At 52.7% G+C, this 23834-nt stretch carries 18 protein-coding genes and 1 tRNA gene; 17 read left to right on the forward strand and 2 right to left on the reverse strand.

Annotated features, from left to right (window positions below; translation table 11 throughout):
• Nucleotides 1-4 precede the first annotated feature (4 nt).
• The 8 genes from BN2154_RS06140 (at nt 5) to BN2154_RS06160 (ending at nt 8988) form a co-directional block, all read left to right on the forward strand.
• Entirely contained in the window at nt 5-1573 is a 1569-nt protein-coding gene (locus tag BN2154_RS06140; protein ID WP_094762392.1) for an AAA family ATPase, read from the forward strand.
• A complete protein-coding gene (locus BN2154_RS15730) occupies nt 1570-2301 on the forward strand; it encodes an HNH endonuclease family protein (protein ID WP_154666650.1) in 732 nt (243 codons plus the stop codon). The genes BN2154_RS06140 and BN2154_RS15730 overlap by 4 nt, the downstream gene beginning before the upstream one ends.
• A gap of 215 nt (nt 2302-2516) precedes the next feature.
• Entirely contained in the window at nt 2517-5225 is a 2709-nt protein-coding gene (locus tag BN2154_RS06145; protein WP_050617995.1) for an AAA domain-containing protein, read from the forward strand.
• A gap of 2 nt (nt 5226-5227) precedes the next feature.
• Nucleotides 5228-5434, forward strand: coding sequence for a DUF7695 domain-containing protein (locus BN2154_RS15165; protein WP_094762393.1), 207 nt, complete (start codon nt 5228-5230; stop codon nt 5432-5434).
• Between the two features lie 31 nt (nt 5435-5465).
• Nucleotides 5466-6455 (forward strand): O-acetyl-ADP-ribose deacetylase, encoded by a 990-nt coding sequence (locus BN2154_RS06150; RefSeq protein ID WP_050617996.1) that lies wholly within the window; start codon nt 5466-5468, stop codon nt 6453-6455.
• Nucleotides 6456-6490: 35 nt separating this feature from the next.
• Complete coding sequence (locus BN2154_RS15170) at nt 6491-7468, forward strand: hypothetical protein (protein WP_207641545.1); 978 nt, start codon at nt 6491-6493, stop codon at nt 7466-7468.
• A gap of 83 nt (nt 7469-7551) precedes the next feature.
• Nucleotides 7552-8187, forward strand: a complete 636-nt coding sequence (locus BN2154_RS06155; RefSeq protein WP_094762394.1) for a vWA domain-containing protein — start codon at nt 7552-7554, stop codon at nt 8185-8187.
• A 3-nt stretch (nt 8188-8190) separates the two neighbouring features.
• Nucleotides 8191-8988, forward strand: coding sequence for an ADP-ribosylglycohydrolase family protein (locus BN2154_RS06160; protein ID WP_050617998.1), 798 nt, complete (start codon nt 8191-8193; stop codon nt 8986-8988).
• 89 nt (nt 8989-9077) lie between these two features.
• On the opposite strand, the gene BN2154_RS06165 is transcribed toward BN2154_RS06160, so the two are convergent.
• Complete coding sequence (locus tag BN2154_RS06165; protein WP_050617999.1) at nt 9078-10046, reverse strand: DUF6076 domain-containing protein; 969 nt, start codon at nt 10044-10046, stop codon at nt 9078-9080.
• 510 nt (nt 10047-10556) lie between these two features.
• Here BN2154_RS06165 and BN2154_RS06170 point away from each other — a divergent pair.
• The 8 genes from BN2154_RS06170 to BN2154_RS06205 all read left to right on the forward strand — a co-directional run bounded on the left by BN2154_RS06170 (nt 10557) and on the right by BN2154_RS06205 (nt 19116).
• On the forward strand, nt 10557-10766 hold the full coding sequence (locus BN2154_RS06170; RefSeq protein WP_050618000.1) for a helix-turn-helix transcriptional regulator: 210 nt from the start codon (nt 10557-10559) through the stop codon (nt 10764-10766).
• On the forward strand, nt 10763-11176 hold the full coding sequence (locus BN2154_RS06175) for a helix-turn-helix domain-containing protein (RefSeq protein WP_050618001.1): 414 nt from the start codon (nt 10763-10765) through the stop codon (nt 11174-11176). Before BN2154_RS06170 ends, BN2154_RS06175 begins: the two co-directional genes overlap by 4 nt.
• Nucleotides 11177-11698: 522 nt before the next feature.
• Nucleotides 11699-12136, forward strand: coding sequence for a ribbon-helix-helix domain-containing protein (locus BN2154_RS06180; RefSeq protein ID WP_050618002.1), 438 nt, complete (start codon nt 11699-11701; stop codon nt 12134-12136).
• On the forward strand, nt 12118-12705 hold the full coding sequence (locus BN2154_RS16250; RefSeq protein WP_242853706.1) for a hypothetical protein: 588 nt from the start codon (nt 12118-12120) through the stop codon (nt 12703-12705). The genes BN2154_RS06180 and BN2154_RS16250 overlap by 19 nt, the downstream gene beginning before the upstream one ends.
• Nucleotides 12706-13908 carry a tyrosine-type recombinase/integrase gene (locus BN2154_RS06190; RefSeq protein ID WP_050618004.1) on the forward strand — a complete coding sequence of 401 codons (1203 nt, stop codon included), beginning with the start codon at nt 12706-12708 and terminating at the stop codon, nt 13906-13908.
• A complete protein-coding gene (locus BN2154_RS06195; RefSeq protein ID WP_050618005.1) occupies nt 13872-15449 on the forward strand; it encodes a tyrosine-type recombinase/integrase in 1578 nt (525 codons plus the stop codon). Before BN2154_RS06190 ends, BN2154_RS06195 begins: the two co-directional genes overlap by 37 nt.
• Nucleotides 15450-15731: 282 nt before the next feature.
• Nucleotides 15732-17825: an McrB family protein gene (locus BN2154_RS06200; protein ID WP_050618006.1), complete on the forward strand. Its 2094-nt coding sequence runs from the start codon at nt 15732-15734 to the stop codon at nt 17823-17825.
• Nucleotides 17800-19116, forward strand: coding sequence for a 5-methylcytosine restriction system specificity protein McrC (locus BN2154_RS06205; protein ID WP_050618007.1), 1317 nt, complete (start codon nt 17800-17802; stop codon nt 19114-19116). Before BN2154_RS06200 ends, BN2154_RS06205 begins: the two co-directional genes overlap by 26 nt.
• A 66-nt stretch (nt 19117-19182) precedes the next feature.
• Here the strand turns inward: BN2154_RS06205 and BN2154_RS06210 are convergent.
• Nucleotides 19183-19258 (reverse strand) — tRNA-Pro (locus BN2154_RS06210).
• A gap of 871 nt (nt 19259-20129) precedes the next feature.
• On the opposite strand from BN2154_RS06210, the gene rpoB reads away from it, so the two are divergent.
• Nucleotides 20130-23834: a DNA-directed RNA polymerase subunit beta gene (rpoB, locus tag BN2154_RS06215; protein WP_050619557.1), complete on the forward strand. Its 3705-nt coding sequence runs from the start codon at nt 20130-20132 to the stop codon at nt 23832-23834.

Genomic DNA, 23834 nt, shown 5'->3' on the forward strand with positions numbered 1-23834 from the left:
TATTATGCAAATCAAACGGCTTCGGATCGATGATTATCTTTGTTTGGTTGACTTTGATATAGTATTTGACACCGTATCGGGTGGTAGCTCAACAATTCTGATTGGAGAAAATGGCGCTGGAAAATCGACGATGATTGAGTGTATTCTGAACATTCTGATGTCTTTTGATTCTCCCGCAATAGAAAAACAGATTGACTACAGCTATTCTATGGAGTACAACTATGCGCAAAAGGCGGTATACATTGTCCAAAGCAATCATAATTATCGTATCACGGTAGATGATGTTTTCTGTGAGGGAAGCTATAAAAGGGTGCGCTCTTTTATCCAATCTCATTCTTTGTTCCCTCAACGCATCATTGCGTTTTATTCTGGGGCCAACAATAAGCTCTTGCCTCAAATAGAACAAATTAATAAAAGCTATGTAAGGCAATGTAGAAATACACTTGTGCGCTTTCTTAAAGCAATGAACGATGAATCTGAGCGCTTCTTGCCGAACTTTCCCAAAAGAAAGTACAATTATTGTGATGAGGGAATGACTCCAATATATTTGGCTTCTATTCTCTGTGGTCAGGAGTCTTATGAACAGAATTATCTTGTTGATGCGTGCCATTTCGATGAAGTCCAATGTGTGGATATGGCCATTAATATTAATAAAGTTGAGGGCGTTTTTGGCAGAGGACGGTTCGAAGGAGATGTGCCCATAGGCCTGTACTATTTGACGGATTTCATTGACCATCGGTTTACGGATTTGCTGCGAAGAGGATTACTATATTCTGCTGCAGGAAAGTCCTATTTCGAAATTAAAGGTCTTGAAAAGTTAGGGTTAGATTCTATTGCAATCTTAGAATTTTTTGAGAAACTATACTCTCTGTTTGATGCGAGATTTGAGGTGACCGTCACTCAAGGGAATTCCATAGTGAAATGCAAATCAATGAGCGAAGGGCAGCGCCAACTTATCAAAATCCTTGGTATGCTTGGTATTTGCAAGACGGAAGATTGCCTCATTTTAATGGATGAGCCAGATGCATATATGAATCCGCGCTGGAAGTATGACATTAAAAGCACAATGGACCAATCTTTGCAGGAGGCTGTGAACACTCAGGCGATTATTGCAACACATGATCCGTTGGTGATAAATGGTGTTCCCAAAGAACACATTCGGATATTTACTCGAAACGAGAATCAAGGGAGATTCTTTACAAGAGTTATTACCCCTGTCGAGAATACCGAGGGAATGGGAATTGATGGGTTACTACAAAGTGAGTATTATGGGTTACAGACTTCTTACGACCAAAAATCGCATAAGAAATTCTTGCGCAGACAAGAATTATATCTAAAACTTATTGGTGAGAGCGCTACGGACGAGGAAAAAGCGGAGCTCCGTGAAATAACGAAGGATTTGGGATTGCTGCCGCTATCGTATAATTCGATTGATTTTTTATATGATGACTTTTTGAACGTATATAAGAGGTGCAATCTGTATAGTAAAGAGTATCTTACCTACGACCAGGTGTTAGAGCGCAGAGAAAAAATTAAAGAAATTATTGAGGCGTTATACGAAGGGCAAGTATGAGATATATAAAGATAGAAGACCTCCTAGAAAACAGAAATAGATGGGGGCAAGGTAATGAACTCTGGAAAAATAGTGTGCTCAAAAAGGATTTCAGGGATTTCTTTCACAATAAGTGCTGGTATACAGAGGTGCCCCTTGTTGGGCAAGATGTGCATATTGACCACTTTCGACCCAAGGCGGAAATAAAGCCTTTTGAGAATTTTAAATATAATCATTTAATTCAGAATGAGGGGTACTATTGGCTAGCAAATAATCCTTCGAATTATAGGGCATGCTGTATTTGTGCCAATCGGAAAACAGGAGGCGGTGGCAAAGGAAGCTATTTTCCTTTGGAAAACGATAGCATGTACCAATCGGAAACAAGCGAAAATAATGAGCAACCATTACTATTGGATCCGTGCATTGCAGAGGATGTTAAGTTGCTGTCCTTTTGGGGCAATCGCGTAGTTCCTGCTACGAATGATGAATTAGGCAAAGAAAGGGTTAGAGTTTCGGCATCTATTTACAATCTGACCGATGCTTACATAAGCAACGAAAGAGGAAGAATTTGGGCGAGCATTGAAAAACTGCTTGCAGAGTATGCCTCCGGAGATATTAGCAAGCATAGCTGTATTCGTCAGCTAAGGGATGCTATATCACCAGAAGCACCCTTTTCTGCTTGCGCAATTTCCTGTGTACAGTCCTTGGCTCCAGATAATATTAAAGAACAGTTAGATCTTACATTATAAAAACAATAGTTACTTTGCTACATAATGAACTTTAGAACCTTAAAGGTGCAAAGACGTATACCGATCTGGGAACAGTAAGCTATGTGAAGCACAAGAATAGCAGACCGATGAATATCACATGGCGGCTGAATCGCCCGATCCCGGCGAAGTTCTTGAAGACGACGAATAAGTTGGTAGTGGGCTGACGTACTTTTACATGATTTAGAGGAGTCTCTATGGACGCACGAAAGCACTTAATCATCATAAAAGGAAAAGACCAGACGGACTCGGTCGCGAGCTTTCAGTTCCATGACGGGAAGTGCGAGGTCGTCTATACCAGTGCGCCCAATAAGTCATACAGCTTTCAGCGTAGCAATGTGGAGATCCTACCCCTGCAAAAGAAAATCGACCCTGCACGGGTGATTGTCACTGTAAACGGGCAAACCATCAGCGGAATTGATGAGATTCTCGACTTCGGTGGGTATTATCGTATTGTCCGCAACGGAAAGAGAGATTTATCATTCCGTAGGAGCGAAGTGCAGTTCCAGCAAAATTGCCTGACAGACGGTAAAAATCAAGAAACATTCCAATATTTCAAGGAGACTGCCGCTGCAATCAGTCTGGTGGCGGAAAACGGTATCAACATTCTAAGTATGCAGTATGACAAGATCCAGCAGGTCAGCGAGGATACCGTGTTGGCAAGCTATCTTGCACCGCAGAAAGACGTCAAAATGCCCCAGATGCCGGAGGCAGTGATCTATCCGTTTGGCCTGAACCAGAGTCAAAAGCTGGCGGTAGAACGGGCGCTTTCCTCCAAAATCAGTATCATTCAGGGGCCACCGGGTACTGGAAAGACACAGACGATCCTGAATATCATCGCCAATGTTGTCCGAAGTGGGAAAACCGTGGCGGTTGTCTCCAACAACAATTCCGCAACGCATAATGTTGTGGAAAAGCTGGAGAAGAAAAATGCTGCCTTTCTGACTGCGTTTCTCGGCAGTCTTGCCAACAAAGAGAGGTTTCTGGATGCACAGACAGGCGCCTATCCGAATATGAGCGATTGGGAAATGCCCCCGGAGGAACGACAGCAATTAGATCAGGAAACGACTGCACTCTCCAAAGAACTGAACGAAATGCTCAATGCCAAAAACCGCATTGCGGAAATTGAGCAGGAGTTCTTGCAGCTAAACCCGGAGCAGCATTATTTTGAGGAATATTACGCAAGTTACAGTGACATGCCAATGGAGAGCTTGGACAAGCTGTCCTCGCAGAAGCTTCTTGCGCTTTGGATGGAATTTGAACAGTATGCAGAGCGTGAGACTCGCTTGGGCCTGTTGCAAAAAATATCTATCATGTTCCGATTCAACCGTAATGCGCTCAAATTGTTTATCCGCGCCCCAGAACAGGTCATTCCCTATTTGCAAAACCAATTCTATTTCGTAAAGAGGCGGGAACTGGAGGCCGAAAAGCAGGAATTGAACCGAAAGCTGGAGCGCTACGCTTTCGATGCGAAGATGGATGAGCTCACACAGAAGTCCCTGCGGCTGTTCCGGGCGGAACTGGCAACACGGTATCATTGGCGGAATAATAGACGGTGCTTTGAAAAGAATGATTTCCGCCGAAATTCTGCGGAGTTTACCCGTGAGTACCCGGTGGTACTTAGCACGACCTATTCCATCAAGGGAACGCTGAGCATTGAACATATCTATGATTACCTGATCGTGGATGAGGCCTCGCAGGTCGATTTAGCTACTGGCGTTTTGGCATTTTCCTGTGCGCGGAATATCGTGATTGTTGGGGACTTAAAGCAGCTCCCCAATGTGCTGACGGAGGATGACATTCGCACCAGCGATGCCATTTGGCAAAAGTATTCCTTGGATGAGCGGTATCGATTTTCCACTCACAGCCTGCTGTCCTCTGCATTGGAAATATGGCAGGATGCACCTGTTACGCTGCTGCGGGAACACTACCGCTGTCACCCGAAGATCATCAATTTCTGCAATCAGAAGTTCTACCACGGACAGCTGATCGTTATGACAAAAGACCATGATGAGCCGGATGTATTGACCATGTACCGGACGATTGCCGGTAATCACGCCCGTGGACATCTCAATCAGCGCCAGATCGATGTCATCCAGCAGGAGGTGCTTCCGCGACTGCATCAGCAAAATATCCAGAGCATCGGTATTATCACGCCATATCGGGATCAGGTGACAGCCATCCGCAAGCAGCTGGGAGATACTTATGAGGTGGACACCGTCCACAAGTTTCAGGGACGGGAGCAGGATGCAATCATTCTGACTTCGGTCGACAATGTCATCACAGATTTCGTGGATGATCCCCATATGCTGAATGTGGCGGTTTCCCGTGCGGTTCATTCGCTGGCTGTGGTCACATCACAGGACCCGCGCAATGACCAGACCAACTACGGCGACCTGACACGGTACATCGAATATAACAATTTTGAAGTCATCCAGAGTCAGGTCTACTCCGTGTTCGATATGCTCTATCAGGGCTATGCTGAGCAGCGCAAAGCATATCTGAAAAAACATAAGCGGATATCGGAGTACGATTCCGAGAATCTCATGTACTCTGTGATTCAAGAGGTGTTGTCTGAGGAGGCGTTTTCCTCTATCGGTTGTGCAGTGCATGTTTCTCTTGCGACACTGGTGAAGAACTATGAACCGCTGACAGAGGGAGAACGCCAATATGCCCGCAATCCATTGACCCATGTGGATTTCTTGCTGTTTAATCAGATGGATAAGCAGCCCGTGTTGGCGATTGAAGTAGACGGGACTGGCTTCCACGAAGCGGGGAGCAAGCAGGCAGAGCGAGATATGAAGAAAAACTCCATTCTGGAGAAGTGCGCCGTCCCGCTGCTACGCCTCCGCACAGATGGCAGTGGGGAAAAAGAGAAAATCAAAAATGCGCTAAAGAGGGAATGATTATGCCGAGAATTATCAGGAACGCGATCAGATGCAAGAAATGCGGAGATATCATCGAAAGCAAAACCGTCCATGATTTCAAGTTTTGCAGCTGCGGTTCATGCGCCGTGGATGGTGGCCGCGACTACCTTCGCAGATGTGGAAATCGTGAGGACTGGGAAGAACTGTCTGAAGTGGGGACAGCAGAGAACAACGGCGCATTGACTTGATTTTAAATGATAGAAATTGAGGGATAGAACCATGCCTCTTGAAATTGTTCGCAATGATATTACGAAAATGAGCGTGGACGCCATCGTCAACGCGGCGAAGGAATCCTTGCTGGGCGGAGGCGGCGTGGATGGCTGCATCCACCGCGCGGCGGGACCGGAGCTGCTCCGAGAGTGCCGGACGCTGGGCGGCTGCCGGACCGGCGAGGCCAAGATCACCGGTGCGTACCGCCTGCCGTGCAAATATGTGATCCACACTGTCGGCCCTGTGTGGAACGGCGGTAAGTACGGCGAGCGGGAACAGCTCGCCTCCTGCTATCGCACCAGCCTTGCGCTGGCGAAGGAACACGGCTGTGAAACGGTTGCCTTTCCGCTGATCTCCTCCGGCATCTTCGGCTACCCCAAGGATCAGGCGCTGCGCGTGGCGGTGGACGCCATCAGCGAATTTTTGGCTGAAAACGACATGACGGTGTATCTTGTCATTTTCAGCCGCGCGGCGTATGCGATCGGCAATAAGCTCTTCGCGGACATCGCCGCCTACATCGACGACCACTATGTGGACGCCCACACCGACCTTCACAGGGAGCGGATGCGCCGGATGAGCGTCGTCGAAAGCCGGAGGCTGACCGCCTACGAGGACGCACCCATGGCGGCGGGCGGGCTGGACGAGGCGCTTGCGCATCTGGATGCCGGATTTTCGGAGACACTGTTGAAGCTTATCGACCGCAGCGGCAAAAAGGACGCAGAGGTCTACAAGAAGGCTAATGTGGATCGCAAGCTGTTCTCGAAGATCCGCAATAACCCGGACTATAAGCCCTCCAAGCCCACAGCGGTGGCCTTTGCCATCGCGCTGGAGCTGAGCCTGCCGGAGACACGCGACCTCATCGCCCGCGCGGGCTACGCCCTCAGCCCCAGCAGCAAGTTTGACGTCATCATCGAGTATTTCATCATGCAGCGGGACTATGACATTTTCAGAATCAATGAGGCGCTGTTCGCCTTCGACCAGAGCCTGCTGGGAGCATAATTGCTATAGACTTTCAGACTGTCGGAGTGTGTAGAATGAGGATAAAGCAGAAAGAAAAAATTGTATTGTTACTACGGGCGGGAAGTGCAATGACACAGGGAGAGCTGGCGGAAGCTATTTATGGAGATAGCTTTCATACGTCTAATATTTATTCTGCCCTTATGGCACTTGTGAATGAAAAGGTTATAATGCGATTAGACGGATACCCTGCAAGGTACTCTATCTATGGAACATCAGCTATTCAACAGACTGCAAGGCAAGACTGCGCTGAACAAGCGTCGTGTGATGAAATCGAACATCAAACGATGACCATGTCAGCGGAATGTGCAGTTAATCTTATACGAGCATATTTCGAGCAAACCATGAGTGATCCCCATGGCAGATATCTGTCCTGGGAGCATTGCTATAAGGCATTTTTGGAAAACAGAGATGCAAATGATGAACAGGCGATAGATCATTTGGCACTTCACCTTGCGTTCTATTTAGCAAGTTGGGGAATGTACCGGGGATCATCATTTTTGTTGCAAAAGGATTATAAGGTGCATATTCCAGTCGTGAAAATTATTCAAGAGAAAAAATATGATCCGTTAGTGGGAATATGCGCGAAAGACTTATGTAAAGAACAGAATCTCGCACTATTGGAAGATATAGGGGAACGAATATGTGAGTGCTACGCTGCAGAGGGGCCTGCTATCGACGGAAAAGTCAATGCCGCAAGCGATACGTTGATAACAAAAATACTGCTGGGAACGCTTGGTTGTGTCCCGGCTTATGACCGTTACTACAAAGAGTCTGTAAAGAAGCACCATATATCCAGCGGCAAATATAATAGGGACTCTGTTTATCGTGTAGCAAAATTCTATTGTAATCATGAAGATGTATTTGAAAGGCTAAGACTTGAGTTGTCTGAACGTAGAGTTGAGTATCCGCCAATGAAACTTATGGATATGTGTTTTTGGCAGGATGCATACATAAGTGACTCTAAGGCTGCAACCATTCAGAGAATTGAATAAGCAATATGTCGCCCCACAGGCGACCAAACCCTCCTTCGGATGCGCTACAATGGGAGCGTAATCAAACGAAGGAGGGCTTTTTTATGACGGAATTGGTTTTTATTCTGGATCGCAGCGGCTCTATGTCTGGGCTGGAATCGGATACCATCGGCGGCTTCAACTCCATGATCGCCAGGCAGAAGAAGGAAGCGGGCGAGGCACTGGTCTCTACGGTGCTCTTTGACCACGAGAGCGTGGTCATCCATGACCGCCTGCCGCTGGAGAAAGTACCGCCCATGACGGAGAAGGATTATTTCACCCGTGGCTGCACGGCCTTGCTGGATGCCGTGGGCGGAGCCATCCACCACATCGGCAACATTCACAAGTACGCCCGCCGCGAGGATGTGCCGGAAAAGACGATGTTCATTATCACCACCGACGGCTACGAAAACGCCAGCCGTCGCTACGACTACGAGAGGGTTCGGCGGAAGATCGAGCGGCAGAAGGAGAAATACGGCTGGGAGTTCCTCTTCTTGGGCGCGAATATCGACGCGGCAAAGGAGGCAGCCCGCTTCGGCATCGGCGCTGACCGTGCGGTGAACTACAAGTGTGACAAGGCAGGCACGGCGTTAAATTACGAGGTCATCAGCGAGGCGGTGTGCAGCGTCCGTGCTGCCCGGCCGCTCAGCGCCGACTGGAAGCGCCGCATCGACGAGGATGTGCAGAAAAGAGGGAGGTAAGGTATGTACGGAGCGATTTTGGGCGACATCGTGGGCAGCCCCTACGAATTCGACTGCAACAACTATAAGGCGAAGGATTTTCCGCTGTTCAGCTGCCGTTCCGACTTCACGGACGACACGGTGATGACGCTGGCGGTGGCGAAGGCGCTGCTCAGCAGCCGTGGGCAGGACGATACCGCCATCAAAGCGGCACTGGTGCGGGAGATGCAGCAGCTAGGCCGCGCCTACCCTGACCGGGGCTATGGCACCCATTTTGGCGGCTGGCTCTATGAGGATGACCCGCAGCCCTACCAGAGCTACGGCAACGGCAGTGCCATGCGGGTGTCTCCCGCCGCATGGCTGGCAACAGATATGGCGGAAACGCTGCGTCTGGCGCGGCTCACCGCCCAGGTGACCCACGACCACCCGGAGGGCATCAAGGGCGCACAGGCCACCGCCGCGGCCGTTTTTCTCGCCCGCACCGGTCACGGTAAGGCGGAGATCAAGGCACATGTGGAGCGCAAGTTTGGTTATGATCTCAGCCGCACCTGCGACGAGATCCGTCCAAACTACCACCATGTAGAGAACTGTCAGGAGACCGTGCCACAGGCTATCACTGCGTTTCTGGAAAGCACAGATTTTGAGGATGCTCTCCGCACGGCGGTGTCCATCGGCGGCGACAGCGACACCCTCGCCGCCATCACCGGCAGCATCGCCGAGGCATTCTACGGCGTGCCGGAGGAACTGCAGCAGGAGTGTCGCAAGCGGCTGACACCGGAGCTGGCGGAGATCCTGATTGAATGGGAGAAAGCTGCGTTTTGATGGCGTATCAAAGACGCGGGCGGTTTAAAATCTGCCTCGCAATAGACAAAGAACACCGTGTGCTGACCGCAAGGTCAGCACACGGTTTTTCATTTGGATTCCTTCAGCCACTGCTGGAATTCCACTAACGAGATAATATCTCGGTCACATTTCTTTTTCTCTTCTCTAGCTTTTTCGCTCCATGCATAGAACGTCTCGTCCGTGATGCGCCCCGCCTTGATCCACGCAAAGCGCCGCTTATACTCTTTGCGGTATGCCTTGAAGATTGGGTCATCCGACTGCTTCTTTGTCCACTGCTTGAAAGCCCCGATCTCCCGACAGACCTGCTCTCCTCTTGGAACAGGCCGCTCGCAATACTCCGCGCTGACCCGCCCGGTCTGCGGAAACCATCGTCCGCAGTTCTTGCAGCGCCGCACGGTGATGTTCCGTTCCACGCAACTCCGCAGAGAGTAGTCGATCATATCCCGAATGCCGGAGGAATACAGCACCGGCGAACACCGCCCCGGCTCCACCGGCTCAAAGCTGAGCGGGATGGGGTGGAAACAAAACAGGTCGGGATCTTTCGGAGAGTCGTGAAAGTAATTTTTTGCCGCCTGCGACTGCGGCTCCCGTCCCGCGCTGTCTACATCCAGCACCAACTCAAAAAATCGCTGGATCTGCTGCTGATACAGCGGAAGCTGCTCGGGGAGCTGGTGCAGCTCGTCCAGTATCTGCGCATCCTCTGCACTGCCTCGGTCATTTTGAATGTACATCGCTGACTGGCGGTAGCGGCAGTGAACATGGAGAAGTCGAAAATAAATGTGTATGGAGGCTAACCTCCCCAGTTTTCTCCTGACATTCTCAAGTGCGTCCCTGTCATCCTCTGCGATAAACCGGCTCCAGTTATCAGTGATGCTTTGCAGTATCGGCGTCACTTCCGCGCAGTCCAGTTCCTGAAAGGAGAGGAGGCTTTCCAGAAAGGGAAACTCCTTCTGGACGTCCGGAACGCCTTGCGTACCAAGGGAATCATACTGGAAAATCTCTCTGTCCTCAGAGAAATACATTTTGGCATACCACATGGCAGATCACCTCAAAATAGACAATCGTAATATAGAAATACAGACAGTCTTGACAAGGGGTGAAAAGTATGTTACCATACGATCACGGAAAGACTGTCAAAAGTAATTTACAGTTAGTCTAACACGAGGACTGCGGATTGTCAATGAAAAAGACGGTCACAAATCCGAAAAAGCACCTCGACAACTGAATACCCATCACCGGAGATGATACACGCCGGAGAAGTAACGCCAGGACGCTGCGCAAAGCGGTCGAGCGTACCAAGGCAGCGAAAACGCCGTGCAGGTCAAACAAGGCCGCGGGGCAGGAACGGGTACGGTGCGTGGCAGAGAACAAAGAAAGGGGGAAGAAACATACATCGTTCCTGCAAAAAAGGAAAACCGCTGAACTGTTGCAGCAGTTCAGCGGCGTGCCGCGTTTCGGAAAACGCAGACTCCATCTGCAAACAGTCTAACAGAGGGACCTCCGAAACGCAAGTAATTTTTCTCTGAATTCTATTGGAGGTAACGATTTTGAAAATATCGACCTATCACAGCTACGATGAGTTGCCGCTGTTTCTCAACGCGGAACTGGTGGCAAAGGTGCTGGGCGTGTCCATCTCCAGTGCCTACGAGCTGATGCACGAAGAAGTATTTCCGTCTGTGCGCATCGGCAGTCGGTTCGTGGTGCCCAAGGATAAATTCCAACAGTGGGTAGAGCGGCAGACTGGAGGTGCCAGATGAGAACCTGGACAAAGCGCGATCCGGTCAAGAATTATTTTCCTCTGCCCAATGAGATCTATCAGCTGGGCCTGTCTCACGGCGCGATCGCTGTCTACGGTTACCTGCTCCGCATCGAAGACCGCAGAACCTATCAGTGCCATCCCAGCTACGCCACCATCGGCAAGGCGGTGGGTATGAGCAATAACACCGTGCGGAAGTATGTGCAGGAGTTGGAGGAACGCGGGCTCATCGTCACGGAGCGCACCAGCATCATCACGCAGGACGGGCGCAAGCAAAACGGAAGTCTGCTCTACACGATCCTGCCGATCCAGTTTTCCATTGACCAGTTTTATCAGCGGCAGATGGATGCTGTGGACAGAGCAAAGGAGCGGCAGCGCGTGGCAAGACGCATGGAGCAGACCAGCGTGTGAAGGCGACAAAGTTTGCCGTTCTGACACCCGGCCGCGCAGGGTTTCCGAACCACACAAAACGGTCTGAGGGTAGAGATAGCGCCCCCGCTCGAAACGCCCCGTGTTTCGCCCTGTGAGCCGCTGTGTGCGCGGTTCCGGGATGGGGTGGCGTGTGTACCCGCCAAAGCCCTTTGAAACGAGCGTTGCAGCGTTTGTGGGCGATGTGGGAAAAGCTACGGTGAATCCTGCTCCGACGATGGGAAAATGAGCCTTTGGGGAGGGTGTTTTTCCTCCTGACCATGCCCTGTTCCGGAGGTTTTCGCCCCTTATTTACCCGTTCGATAAAAGCACAAGATAAAGGGCCGCAGTCGCAAGCGCCTGCGGCCCGCCCACAAAGCCCCGCAGTGCGGGGCTTTTTCGCGCTTTCCAAAGCGCAGTCTATTTCAGCATATTTCAGAAAAACCGCAGTCTGGTTTCCAAAGAGGCACGGTGTTTCCGGCACTCGCGCCCCTTTTGACCGACGGCAAGGAAAGGAGAACACCGATGGAAGAAAAAGTGAAAAAGAAAACGACATTCTGGCTCCCGCCCGACATGATCGACCGCATGGACAGCTGGCTGAAAGCTGATAACTGCCGCAGCCGCAATGAATTCGTAGAAAAGGCCCTGCGGTTCTACATGGGCTATCTCGGCACGGAGGACAACACCGCCTATCTCTCCCAAGCCATCCTCACCGCCATTCAGGGTACGCTGGACGACAACAACAATCGGCTCTGCCGCATTCTTTTCAAGTGCGCGGTGGAGCTAAATATGCTGTGCCACACCATCGCTGCGCACTTCCGTACCGATCCCATCCACACGCGGGAGCTGCGGGCCTACGCGGTGGATGAGGTGAAGCGCACCAATGGTCAGGTGAGTTTTGAGAGCGCAGTGCATCAGCAGCGCCGCATTAAGCCGGAGGATGAATGGCCCGGATCGTACTGATTTCCCCCTACCTCAAGGGCGGACAGAACGCCGCGAAGCTGGCCCAGCGTACTCGCTACGTCGCCACCCGTCCTGGCGTGGAGCTGTTGGCGGATGAGCGCAGTACACTCCCCGTCACAAAAAAGGCTGCTCGATGCGGATGCATATGTGAACAGGTTTGGAAACGTATTTTTTGCGCCGCAATAGTCAAAGAAACATTTTGGAAAACAGTAGCTTTGTGCGCCGGGTTGTGGTATGTGTTGTGGCAACCAAAAGGAGGTGCCGCAATGTACGACTACATGAAAGCCCTGCAAAAGCGTTTCGACCGTCAGGAACACAGCGAATTGGACGCACAGGTCGAATACGCCCAAGAGAAACTGCGGCGGGATATGGACGCCGTGGGGCGCAGAAAGCTGCTGCGGCTGTTGGACGCGCAGAATGCGTTGCTGGTTGAAGCCACGCTGATGAGTTTCACGGCGGGTTTCAAGTTGGCGTGGGGCATGGCAAAAGAGTTGGAGGCAGACGGGCTCTACTCCTTCGAGCGTGAGGAAGAAGAACACATCTGCCGTCCGGCGGAACAGGAGGACTGAATGGCGAAACGAAGACCGTCCGGCGACGGCATGGTGCGCAAGCGGGAGGACGGCCGCTGGGAGGGCCGCATCGTGGTGGGCCACAAGAAAAACGGTACGCCCATCTTCCAGCACGCCTATGCGCATACGCAAAAGGAGCTGACGGAAAAGCTCCATCAGAATATCGAACGCTATCAGGATGTGGAGCTGACCGAGGACAGCCGCATGACCTTGGGGGAGTGGCTGGACCGTTGGCTGACGGACTATAAAGAGAACACCGTCCGCCCTGGCACCCTTGCGGGGTATCGAAGCTGCATCGAAAACTACATCAAGCCGCAGCTCGGCGGCAAGCAGGTGTCGCTGGTGACATCGCAGGATGTGCAGAAGCTCTATCGGAGGCTGAAAGAGAACGGTCGGGTCAGGGAGCATCTGAGGTTTGGTTCCGCACTGTCGGACACCACCATCAACCGCCTCCACGCCATCTTCCACCAGGCAATGGAGGACGGCCTCCATGCGCATATCATCGCCAAGAATCCAACCGTGGGCGCAACGGTGCCAAAGGCAAGCCATGCGCCGAAACGTGTCCTGACCGACAGGGAATTGGACACCTTTCTGGACGCCGTGCGGGAAGACAGGATATGGGGAGACTTCTTCTATGTGGAGCTGACCACGGGCCTGCGGCGGGGCGAGATCTGCGGGCTCATGTGGCAGGACTTTGACGCACGGAACGGCATCCTGCAAGTGCGCCGCACCCTTCATGACCGAAAGTTGGGGGTCGATATGCTGGGTAAGACCAAGACCCGCAGCGGTGAGCGCACCATCGTCCTGCCCCGCAGCACGGCGGAGATCCTGCGCAGACGGAAAGAAAACGCCATCACCCAATGGATCTTCCCCGATCCCGTCCGACCGGAGATGCCGCTGTCTCCGAACTGCGCCTACACGCACATGAAAGCGATCTTACACAAGGCGGGTCTGCCGGACATCCGCTTTCACGATCTGCGGCATACCTTCGCCACCCACGCCATCGCCAGCGGCGTGGACGCCAAAACCCTGTCCGGCATTCTGGGTCACACCAACGCCAGCTTCACGCTGGATACCTACACCCACGTCACACCGGATATGCAGAAAGCCGCCAGCGGCATCGTTGGCGGCTTCATGGAGGAAATCTTCGGGAAGGAGTTGAAACCGTGGCAAAGAAACGGAAAAGCGGAACCGGCACCGTAAGACAGCGCGGCGACGGCCGGTGGGAGGGCCGCGTTGTCATCGGCTATGATGACAATGGCCTTCCCAAGACAAAGAATGTTCTCGCCAAAACAAAGCGGGAATGTCAAGAAAAGTTGAAGACACTCGCCGAAAGCATGGTGGGGAGGAATGACCGAAAGGTCAAACCGGATATGCTGTTCGGGGACTGGCTATGCTACTGGTATGAAACCCACAGCAAACCGACGCTCCGCGCCTCCACACAGAACAACTACGAAAACGTCATCCACAACCATGTCCTGCCGGAGATCGGGAAAATCCCGCTGAACAAATTGTCGCAGAATGATTTACAGCAGTTCTACGGACGGCTGAAAAAGAACGGCCGCAAGCGTCTGACGGAGCAATACGGCGCGGGACTTTCCGACCGCATGGTGCGGATGTGCCACGCGGTCTGCCGCTCCGCCTTGGAACGGGCCGTGCGGGATGACCTGCTCCGTACAAACCCAGCCATCGGCTGCAAGCTGCCGCCGAAAAAGGCAAAGGAAATGCAGGTGCTGGATCGGGAGGAATTGCAGAAATTTCTCATTCAGGCGCAGGCGGACGGGTACTACGAGCTATTCCTGCTGGATCTCTGCACCGGCCTGCGGCGTGGCGAACTGATAGCGCTGCAATGGGACGACCTGAACTTTGAAACCGGTGTGCTGACCGTCAACAAACAGGCGTACACGGTAAACGGTGAATTGCAGATTATCCCACCGAAAACAAAAGCGTCCGTTCGAAAACTGGTGCTACCGCCTGCGGTGCTGGCCGTGCTGCGGGAGTACCGCAGGAAGGCGGATTCCCGCTGGATGTTTCCGTCCCCGGTGAAGGCGGATCGACCGATCACGCCCGGCGTGGCACGAAGGCGGCTTCAGACGATACTGGAGCGGGCAGACTGCAAGCGTGTCAGATTTCATGATCTGCGGCACACCTTCGCGACGCTGGCGCTGGAAAACGGCATGGATGTGAAAACCCTCTCCGCCATGCTGGGCCATGTGTCGGCGGTGACAACGCTGGACATCTACACCCACATCACCGGCGATATGCAGCGGGCAGCCGCCGCCAGCATCGACCGGAGCATCGGCAAAGCAGAACCGCAGGAAGAAGCGGAGCCGGAGCAGAAAGGCATCGTGGACTTCCAGCCCTATGTGGGGAAGAAAAGGAAACCGGGCACCGGCTGCGTCAGCGAACTCAATGACCACCTGTTTGAAGGGCGCTATTCTCCCATATGGCCGGACGGGACACAGCATTCCCGCAACGTCTACGCCCGCACCCGCGAGGAGTGCGAGGAAAAGCTCAAGGCGCTGATCACGGAGATGAACGAGGAACGCAAAAATCTCAAGGAGCAGCTTGCGGGCATCGCCCCACCGGAAAAGCTGACAAAGAAGCAGCGCAAGCTGTGGGACTATATGCGCCTCCACCCGGAGGTCACGGAGTTCTCGACCATCGCCAAACGAACCGGACTGGCAAGAAATACCGTGAAGAAGCACTATGGGATGGTGGCGGGGATGCTTGGGAGAAAATAGAAATCACGGAAGTGCAAGAGCAGAGGCGAAGAGGATTGATTGGAATCCTTGCCTCTGTTTTTCCTGTTTTGATATAGATGAAATATGTAAAAAACTAAGATAATTCTATGACAGTATTGCGTATGCGTAATGCGGATTCTTGTCTTTTGCTAAAATCGATGGTACTATGATATTGAAAATTGTGTGAGGTCTCACGGCAGAAAACTACCACATCATCCAGCAGGCATTTGCCAAACGCTTCTATCGTGAGCCATAAATGAGCTGAAATATCGGAGGTGCAGCATGGCTATACCAAAGCTGAAAAAGCAGGATGTTATTGATGCCCTGAAATTTATCGACGAGAACGGAGTTCCCGAACATAATACAAGCGTAAAATATGTACTTGTGTCTGAGAATGGGAAAAAGTATCCGCCGAAGTATGTAGTAGCCGTTGCTGACCATTTGGCAAACGGCACAGATATTTCAACAACTGGATTTAATGCCGTTGAAGCGAAAAACTATTTGGAGGAGCAGGGATTTACCATCGAGACTAAGCAGCAGGAGAAGTTTGAACTTACCATTACTGCCGAAAGTGTCGAGTCAACAGATGAACGTTTTACAATGGATAATCTGAGCCTCGGTGATAACTATAAGCCTTTGGATGCCTATTTCCAAAGAGCGAATGGGGATATAATCAGGCGTGCCTATAACAAAGGCGAAAGAAGAAACACAAATCAGACTCTGCCGCGCATTGCCTGCCAGGTTTTTGAGAAACAGCTTGCCACATTGTCGGTTGAGGATAAGGAGAACTTTCCTGTCTGTAAATATAATCCGGACAGCGACGTAATCAGAGGTATCTATACGAGTGTGGATGAATTCAAGAAACACCGCAACACGATAGAATACCTGACATATAGTTATGATAACGGCCGCCAATTTGTGATCTACAGCTGGAATATCTTTACTACGGTTGTCTTTGTGCAGGAATGCTTGAAGCGTTTTGGCGAACCGGGGGATCAATTCGTCCTTGTGTACCGCGAAAAAGATGAGAAGGAAACCGCAGCGGCGGAACCGACTGCCCAGATAAATCTTGATCAGAGGGCTAAAAAGTATCTGAATGAATTCTCTTCTATGCTGATCAAATCAAAAAATCTGATTTTCAGAGGAGCGCCTGGTACTGGCAAGACTTATCTTGCAAAAGAAATTGCTGCGGATATTATTAGCAATGGTTATGAGGACAAGTATGATTGTCTTACTGACGAGCAGAAAAAACAGGTAGAGTTTGTCCAGTTCCACCCGAGTTATGACTACTCTGATTTTGTTGAGGGGCTGAGACCAAAGGTCAACGATGACGGGACGATGGGCTTTGAATTGCAGGACGGCATTTTTAAGAAGTTTGTTGCCCGCGCCAGAAAGAACTATGAGGACTCACAAAAAACCAGAGAAGACGTGGAAAAGGAAGTCACGGTTCAGGAATCCATGGCGGAGTTTTTCTCTGATATTGAGTTTGGCGTTGATACATTTAAGACGATTAACGGAAATGAGTTTACCATTACCGGTGTGGATGATGGGCATATTTATATTTCTATTCCTGGAAACGCAATGGCGAACAAGCTTGCTTTGAATCTGGACGAAGTTAGAAAGATGTTGGAATCCGGGCAGAAGTTTGAGAAGATAAAGGATATTACGACCTTTTTCGGCAAAACGTTTGCTACGCAGGGATACTCCTATGACTTTGCCATCTATAAAGCCATTAGAGCAAAGAAAAGCACAGCTTCAAAGACAAAGGCAAAGCAGGAAGAATTGAAAAAATACATATTTATCATCGATGAGATTAATCGCGGCGAAATTTCAAAGATTTTTGGTGAACTGTTCTTTGCGATAGACCCTGGTTATCGCGGCAAAGCCGGAGAAATCTCCACGCAGTATTCCAATTTGCACTTTAATCCTGATGAAAAGTTCTATATTCCTGAGAATGTCTATATTATCGGCACCATGAACGATATCGACCGCTCTGTAGACAGCTTTGATTTTGCCATGCGCCGCCGCTTCCGCTTTGTGGAGCTTAAAGCGGATGAACATCTCGAAGCAATTAATGAGTCGATAGAGGACGAAGAGCGTAGGTCTGAAGCAATCAGAAGAATGAGCGAGCTCAATAAGGCAATCCCCGAGGTTGAGGATCTGAACGAAAACTATCAGATTGGCGCAGCCTATTTTGCGAAGTTGAGAACGCTTGATTTTGACCAGCTTTGGACAGATTACCTGCAGCCGCTCCTGCAGGAGTACATACAGGGAATGTACGATGAGGAGGGGATCATGAATCGGTTCGCGAGGGCATACGGCTATCAGAAACCCGCCAGAGGTGATGAGAATGAAGCTGCTCAGAATCAAGGATAACTCTCAGCAGAAAAAGGATGCCTTTTCTCAAATAGGGAAGTTGACAGGGAAAATTGCTGATAAAACGCTGGAGCAGCTTGAGCGAGAAGGAGTATTCGTATTTCCTGAAACCGTAAAGGACGCAGGGGATATTTCACGAGATCAGATGATCCTTCAAAGCGTCAATGACACCTATCGCACGGGTAATGTGATGGGCTTTCTTGGATGTGGTGATGAGCGGCTTGTTATTGAGTCGCGTTTCTGCGGAGAAGGCGAAGATTACTTTTTTCAGTATCTTTTGGACAAGGTTCTGGACTTTCCCAATATTGTTGATTTAGAGTCCGATGCCAATCAAGATAACCGGCTGTTCAATTTTTTGCTGTTCCTGTTCCCGTACTATCTCAAGGCAGCTATGCGGAAGGGCTTATTCAAGAAGTATATCCGATACAGGTACAATGACGGAAATGTAAAGGGTACGATTGATGTTGCAAGACATATAGAGAAGAACACACCGTTTGTTGGAAATGTTGCATACAGCCAGCGTGAGTTTTCTTATGACAACTGTCTAATGGAGTTGGTGCGGCATACCATAGAGTTTGTTAAGAGAAAACCATATGGGAACAGCCTGCTTGTCAAAGTAAAAGATGAGGTAAAACTCATTGTAGATGCAACTCCGGGTTATGAGCCGTATGATCGACAGAAAATCATTGAACAGAATAAGAAGAATACCGTCCGCCATGCCTATTTCCGCGAGTATCTCGCATTGCAGAGGCTGTGCCTCCTGATCCTTCAACACCAGAAACACCAAATCGGCACAGGGTCGAGGCAGATATACGGCATTTTGTTTGACGGTGCATGGCTGTGGGAGGAGTATATCAACTCGCTCATCAAAGAAACTTTCTATCACCCGATGAACAAGAACGGCGCGGGCGCGCAGAGATTGTTTGAGCGGAATGTGGGACTGATTTATCCGGATTTCATCAGCCGGAATAGCAAAACGCGGATCATTGCGGATGCTAAGTATAAGCCCATCGACAACATCGGCAATCGAGATTATTTACAAGTGCTTGCCTATATGTTCCGCTTTGATGCGAAGACTGGCTATTATCTCTATCCAGAAACAGAAGGCTCTGCCGATTTGAAATTGCGGATGAATTGCGGTTCTACCTATGAGAAAAATGTTATGCCGCGTGACGACATCAGCCTTACCAAGCATGGCTTGAAAATTCCTGTAGATGCGCTAAATTATGCTGAATTCTCTGTGAGAATGAAGACCTGCGAACAAGAATTCAAAAGTGCGCTAATATTTTAACTTGTTCAAAGAAGTGTATACTTAAATAAGAAAACAGCCCCTGAAATCATTCGATTTCAGGGGCTGTGGTCCGAGATGGGAGACTCGAACTCCCGGCCTGATGGTCCCAAACCACCCGCGCTACCAACTGCGCTAATCCCGGATTTTAGGTTATTGAGTTTTGCGCCAGATGTGGTCAAACATGTGGTCACGGCGATTTTTTGACCACCTCGGCTTGCGGGGAAAGTGCCTGTATTGCAGGCGTATCAAGGGATTGCGAGGATGGCGTTTTCCGGCTTGAAGGGGGAGCGACCCGCTCCCAAAGCAGGCGCGCTACCAACTGCGCTACACCCGGTTATTAAGTTGTTTTATCCGGCTGGGCGTATTCTCCCAAGCAGGCGTGCTACCAACTGCGCTACACCCCGATATTTGATTTTTGTCTGTCTCGTGGTTGCTTCCAAGCGGTCTTTGCAGATCGGACCGGCAGTCTTTTTGCAGTATAATATATGAAAACAGATTTTTCAAGTCCTATTCCGAGGTGCAGTGTGAATCAATGGAAAGGCGCGGACCCTGCATTGGCTGCGCCTGTCTCCCCAAGTGCATAAAAAAACCCGGATAAATCCGGACTATAGACACAAAAGACTTGACGGGGAAAAAATTACATGGTATACTGAAACGCTTCCATACATGGGAAACCTTTTGCAGATACCCTTCCACGCTATAGCAAGTATAGCAGGTTTCAGGGCCCACCGCAAGAGGGAAGAACAAACAACAAAACAACGCTGTCGTGCGTATCAAAATCGCTGAAAGCCGGGGTTTTGGTCGAAACGACGGAGATCCGGCGGAAAAATGGCGTAAACCGGCGGCCTGAACAGGCAGACCGGTGGAAACAGTCCGGAAATGGAGGGCGAAGTTTGGAGATTCTCCGGCTTCGTGGAGCCAGCGGCGAGGGCGCTTGTGAGCAGAGCAGTCCGCGTCGGAAGATTTAGGGAAAGGAATGGTCATTCGGAATGGTCAACGAGAACCTGAACGGCATGGTCAAAGACGTCTACTACGGCAAGACCCTGCGCAAGAGCTATGCCCGCCACGAAGAGATCCTGGAGATGCCCAACCTGCTGGAGGTCCAGAAGAACTCCTACCAGTGGTTCCTGGACAAGGGCCTGCGGGAGGTCTTTAAGGATGTGGCGGCCATCACCGACTACGCGGGGAACCTGGAGCTCTCTTTCATCGACTACTCCATGGACGAGCCGCCCAAGTACGACGTGGAGGAGTGTAAGGCACGGGACGCCACGTATGCCGCCCCCATCAAGGTGCGGGTGCGTCTGCGCAACAAGGAGACCGAGGAGATCAAGGAACAGGAAATCTTCATGGGCGATTTCCCCATTATGACCGCCTCTGGCTCCTTTGTCATCAACGGCGCCGAGCGCGTTATCGTCTCCCAGATCGTCCGCTCTCCCGGCATCTACTATGCCCGTAATGAGGACAAGGCGGCCAACGTGACCTACGGCACCACCGTCATCCCTTATCGAGGCGCCTGGCTGGAGTATGAGACCGACCTGAGCGACGTGTTCTATGTCCGCATCGACAAGAACCGCAAGCTGCCCATTACCTGCCTGATCCGGGCCGTGGGCCCCCGCACCGACGCCGAGATCATCGAACTGTTCGGCGAGGACCCCCGCATCCTGGCCACCATCGAGAAGGACACCTGCAAGACCCGGGAGGAGGCCCTGCTGGAGATCTACCGCAAGCTCCGCCCCGGCGAGCCCCCCACGGTGGACTCCTCCGAGAGCCTCTTGAACGCTCTGTTCTTTGACCCCCGCCGGTACGACCTGTCCGCGGTGGGCCGCTACAAATTCAATAAAAAGCTGGCCATCTGGCAGCGCCTCAGCGGCCAGAAGCTGGCCCTGCCCGTGGCCGATCCCATGACCGGCGAGATCCTAGCCGAGGCCGGGGAGGTCCTGACCCGCGAGCGGGCCCGGGTGCTGGAGGCCAAGGGCGTCAACGAGGCCGTCATCGACCTGGAGGGCACCCTCGTCAAGGTGTTCTCCAACAACATGGTGGACATGAAGGGCTTTGTCTCCTTCGACCCCGAAGCGTGCGGCGTCACCGAAAAGGTCTATTTCCCCCTGCTGCAGGAGCTGCTGGAGCAGTATGCGGGCGATGAGGAGGGGCTGAAGGAGGCCGTGGCCGATCGGGTAGACGACCTGGTGCCCAAGCACATCTTCGTCGAGGACATGATGGCCTCCATCAACTACCTCAACTGTCTGGCCCACGGCGTGGGCACCGCCGACGACATCGACCATCTGGGCAACCGCCGCCTGCGCTGCGTGGGCGAGCTGCTCCAGAACCAGTTCCGTATCGGCTTCAGCCGTATGGAGCGGGTCATCCGGGAGCGCATGACCATCCAGGACCTGGACATCGTCACTCCCCAGAGCCTGATCAACATCCGCCCCGTCACCGCCTCCATCAAGGAGTTCTTCGGCTCGTCTCCCCTGAGCCAGTTCATGGACCAGACCAACCCCCTGGCCGAGCTGACCCATAAGCGCCGTATGTCCGCCCTGGGCCCCGGCGGCCTGAGCCGCGACCGGGCCTCCTTCGATGTCCGCGACGTCCACTACAGCCACTACGGCCGCCTGTGTCCCATCGAGACCCCGGAAGGACCCAACATCGGCCTGATTTCCTACCTGGCCTCCTATGCCCGCATCAACCGCTACGGCTTCATTGAGGCGCCCTACCGCAAGGTGGATAAGGCCACCGGCCGCCTCACCGATGAGATCGAATATATGACCGCCGACGTGGAGGACGAGTATATCATCGCCCAGGCCACCGAGCCCACCGATGAGGAAGGCTACCTGCTCCACGACCGTATCACCTGCCGCCATCGCAACGAGATCATCGAGGTGGACCGGGACCAGGTGGACTATATCGACGTGTCGCCCAAGATGATGGTGTCCATCGCCACGGCTATGATCCCCTTCCTGGAGAACGACGACGCCAACCGCGCCCTGATGGGCGCCAACATGCAGCGGCAGGCCGTGCCTCTGCTGACCACCGAGGCCCCCATCGTGGCCACCGGACAGGAGCACAAAAACTGCATCGACTCCGGCGTGGCCGTGCTGGCCGAGGGACCCGGCGTGGTGACCAAGGTCTCCGCCGACTACGTCACCGTCCGCTACGACTCCATGGGCGTGAAGGACTATAAGCTGACCAAGTTCATGCGCTCCAACCACACCACCTGCATCAACCAGCGGCCCATCGTCAGCGTGGGCGACCGGCTGGAGAAGGATGACGTGATCGCCGACGGCCCCTCTACGCAGAACGGCGAGGTGGCCCTGGGCAAGAACATCCTCATGGGCTTCATGACCTGGGAGGGCTACAACTACGAGGACGCCATCCTGCTCAACGAGCGTATGGTCAAGGAGGACGTGTTCACCTCCATCCACATCGAGGAGTATGAGACCGAGTCCCGGGACACCAAGCTGGGTCCCGAGGAGATCACCCGCGACATCCCCAACGTGGGCGAGGACGCCCTGAAGGACCTGGACGAACGGGGCATCATCCGCGTGGGCGCCGAGGTCCGGGCCGGCGACATCCTGGTGGGCAAGGTCACCCCCAAGGGCGAGACCGACCTCACCGCCGAGGAGCGGCTGCTCCGGGCCATTTTCGGTGAGAAGGCCCGGGAGGTCCGGGACACCTCCCTGAAGGTGCCCCACGGCGAGAGCGGCATCATCGTGGACGTGAAGGTCTTTACCCGGGAGGCCGGCGACGAGCTGTCCCCCGGCGTCAACATGGTGGTCCGGGTCTATATCGCCCAGAAGCGCAAGATCTCCGTGGGCGACAAGATGGCCGGCCGTCACGGCAACAAGGGCGTGGTCTCCCGCATCCTGCCCCAGGAGGATATGCCCTTCCTGCCCGACGGCACCCCCCTGGACATCGTCCTGAACCCCCTGGGCGTGCCCTCCCGTATGAATATCGGACAGGTGCTGGAGGTCCACCTGGGCTACGCCGCCAAGGCTCTGGGTTGGAAGGTGGCCACCCCCATCTTCAACGGCGCCAACGAGCCCGAGATCGACGCCACCCTCCGGGCTGCCGGCCTGCGCCCCGACGGCAAGAGCTACCTCTACGACGGCCGCACCGGCGAACGCTTTGACAACCCCGTCACCGTGGGCTATGTCTACTTCCTCAAGCTGCACCACCTGGTGGACGATAAGATCCACGCCCGGTCCACCGGCCCCTACTCCCTGGTCACTCAGCAGCCTCTGGGCGGCAAGGCCCAGTTCGGCGGCCAGCGCTTCGGCGAGATGGAGGTGTGGGCCCTGGAGGCCTACGGCGCCGCCTACACCCTCCAGGAGATCCTGACCGTGAAGTCCGACGACGTCACCGGCCGCGTGCGCACCTACGAGTCCATCGTCAAGGGGCACAATGTGCCCAAGCCCGGCGTGCCCGAGTCCTTCAAGGTGCTGGTCAAGGAGCTCCAGGCCCTGTGCCTGGACATCCGGGTGCTGGACGACAAGGGCCAGGAGATCGAGCTCAAGGACGACGACGAGGATACCTACCAGCCCGACCGCATCCGGGATGACGACGACTTCTACGGCTATAATGCCGGCGGGGAGTCGGACTTCGCCGCCGCCGGCTTCACCCTCAAGGAGGGCAGCGACGAGGACGATCTGGTGGTGGACGATGCCGGCGACGAGGACGAGGACCTGATGGACGACGCCGACGACGGCGACCTGGACTAA

This window comes from Intestinimonas massiliensis (ex Afouda et al. 2020), assembly GCF_001244995.1.
GTDB lineage: Bacteria > Bacillota > Clostridia > Oscillospirales > Oscillospiraceae > Intestinimonas > Intestinimonas massiliensis.

What these genes read in the sequence shown, in the direction of transcription:
- BN2154_RS06190 (WP_050618004.1), top strand. Translation starts at nt 12,706, where the DNA reads ATGGCGAAACGAAGACCGTCCGGCGACGGCATGGTGCGCAAGCGGGAG.
- BN2154_RS15165 (WP_094762393.1), top strand. Translation starts at nt 5,228, where the DNA reads ATGCCGAGAATTATCAGGAACGCGATCAGATGCAAGAAATGCGGAGAT.
- BN2154_RS06160 (WP_050617998.1), top strand. Translation starts at nt 8,191, where the DNA reads ATGTACGGAGCGATTTTGGGCGACATCGTGGGCAGCCCCTACGAATTC.
- BN2154_RS06155 (WP_094762394.1), top strand. Translation starts at nt 7,552, where the DNA reads ATGACGGAATTGGTTTTTATTCTGGATCGCAGCGGCTCTATGTCTGGG.
- BN2154_RS06150 (WP_050617996.1), top strand. Translation starts at nt 5,466, where the DNA reads ATGCCTCTTGAAATTGTTCGCAATGATATTACGAAAATGAGCGTGGAC.
- BN2154_RS15170 (WP_207641545.1), top strand. Translation starts at nt 6,491, where the DNA reads ATGAGGATAAAGCAGAAAGAAAAAATTGTATTGTTACTACGGGCGGGA.
- BN2154_RS06145 (WP_050617995.1), top strand. Translation starts at nt 2,517, where the DNA reads ATGGACGCACGAAAGCACTTAATCATCATAAAAGGAAAAGACCAGACG.
- BN2154_RS06180 (WP_050618002.1), top strand. Translation starts at nt 11,699, where the DNA reads ATGGAAGAAAAAGTGAAAAAGAAAACGACATTCTGGCTCCCGCCCGAC.
- rpoB (WP_050619557.1), top strand. Translation starts at nt 20,130, where the DNA reads ATGGTCAAAGACGTCTACTACGGCAAGACCCTGCGCAAGAGCTATGCC.
- BN2154_RS06175 (WP_050618001.1), top strand. Translation starts at nt 10,763, where the DNA reads ATGAGAACCTGGACAAAGCGCGATCCGGTCAAGAATTATTTTCCTCTG.
- BN2154_RS06165 (WP_050617999.1), bottom strand. Translation starts at nt 10,046, where the DNA reads ATGTGGTATGCCAAAATGTATTTCTCTGAGGACAGAGAGATTTTCCAG.
- BN2154_RS16250 (WP_242853706.1), top strand. Translation starts at nt 12,118, where the DNA reads ATGGCCCGGATCGTACTGATTTCCCCCTACCTCAAGGGCGGACAGAAC.
- BN2154_RS06200 (WP_050618006.1), top strand. Translation starts at nt 15,732, where the DNA reads ATGGCTATACCAAAGCTGAAAAAGCAGGATGTTATTGATGCCCTGAAA.
- BN2154_RS15730 (WP_154666650.1), top strand. Translation starts at nt 1,570, where the DNA reads ATGAGATATATAAAGATAGAAGACCTCCTAGAAAACAGAAATAGATGG.
- BN2154_RS06205 (WP_050618007.1), top strand. Translation starts at nt 17,800, where the DNA reads ATGAAGCTGCTCAGAATCAAGGATAACTCTCAGCAGAAAAAGGATGCC.
- BN2154_RS06140 (WP_094762392.1), top strand. Translation starts at nt 5, where the DNA reads ATGCAAATCAAACGGCTTCGGATCGATGATTATCTTTGTTTGGTTGAC.